This is a genomic window from Methylobacterium goesingense, assembly GCF_022179225.1.
GTDB classification, from domain to species: domain Bacteria; phylum Pseudomonadota; class Alphaproteobacteria; order Rhizobiales; family Beijerinckiaceae; genus Methylobacterium; species Methylobacterium goesingense.
The window spans coordinates 1-1085 of record NZ_BPQL01000217.1; the positions used below are offsets into that span (position 1 = coordinate 1).

The window sequence follows — 1085 nt, forward strand, 5'->3', positions numbered from 1 at the left end:
TCGTGGAGGGGGCCGACGTCTCGACGAGCGAGGGCACGTTCGCCCGCTACGAGATCGTGGACCTGTCGGCGGCGACGGTGGAGGCCCTGCGCGGGCGCGCCCTGGACAGCCTGCTGGCCTCGTTCGGCGACAAGCGCCCGGCGCTGGAGCCCGTGATCGGGGTGGGCGACTTCGTAGCGGTGTCGGTCTGGGAGGCGGGCTCGGGCGGTCTGTTCTCCGGGCCCCTGGTGGCCGATCGCTTCTCGGCCGGTTCCAAGTCCGCCCTCATTCCCGAGCAGGTCGTGCCGCGCGACGGGGCCATCACCGTGCCGTATGCCGGGCGCATCCAGGTGGCCGGGCGCCGCCCGCAGGACGTGCAGGGGCTCATCGAGACCGAACTGGCCGGCAAGGCCATCCAGCCCCAGGTGCTGGTCTCGGTCACCAAGTCCGTCTCCCAGACCGTCACGGTCACGGGCGAGGTCACCGCCGGCGCCCGCGTGCCGCTCTCGGGCAAGGGCGACCGCCTGCTCGACGTGGTGGCCACCGCCGGGGGCGTGAGGGCCCCGGTGAGCGAGACCTTCGTGCGGCTCTCGCGCGGGAGCCAGACCGCCACGGTGCCCCTGACCACGGTGGTGTCGAACCCGGCCGAGAACATCTTCCTGCGCCCGGGCGACACCCTGACCCTGGTGCGCGATCCCCAGACCTTCCTGGCGGTGGGCGCCCTGGGCAACTCCACCGAGATCCCGTTCCAGGCCGAAGGCATCACGCTGGCCCAGGCCCTGGCCAAGGCCCGCGGCCTGTCCGACTTCCAGGCCGATCCGGCCGGCACCTTCATCTTCCGCTTCGAGCCGGCGGCCGTGGTGCGCCGCCTCAAGCCCGGCAGCCCGCTGCTCGGCACGCCCCTCGTGCCGGTGGTCTACCGGATCAACATGCGCGACCCCAACAGCCTGTTCCTCACCCAGGCCTTCCGCATGCGCAACCGCGACCTCGTCTACGTCTCCAACGCCCCCTTCACCGAGGTCCAGAAGGTCCTCTCCGTCTTCTCCACCGTCACCGCCCCCGTCTCCGCCGGCGCATCCCTCTACGCGACCGCTCGGTAAGGGCGG

At 72.3% G+C, this 1085-nt stretch carries 1 protein-coding gene; it reads left to right on the top strand.

From position 1 onward, the window contains the following. Positions 1-1079: polysaccharide biosynthesis/export family protein (locus MFF30_RS25065; protein WP_238282937.1), on the top strand; the 1079-nt coding region annotated here is incomplete at its 5' end. Positions 1080-1085: the final 6 nt, after the last annotated feature.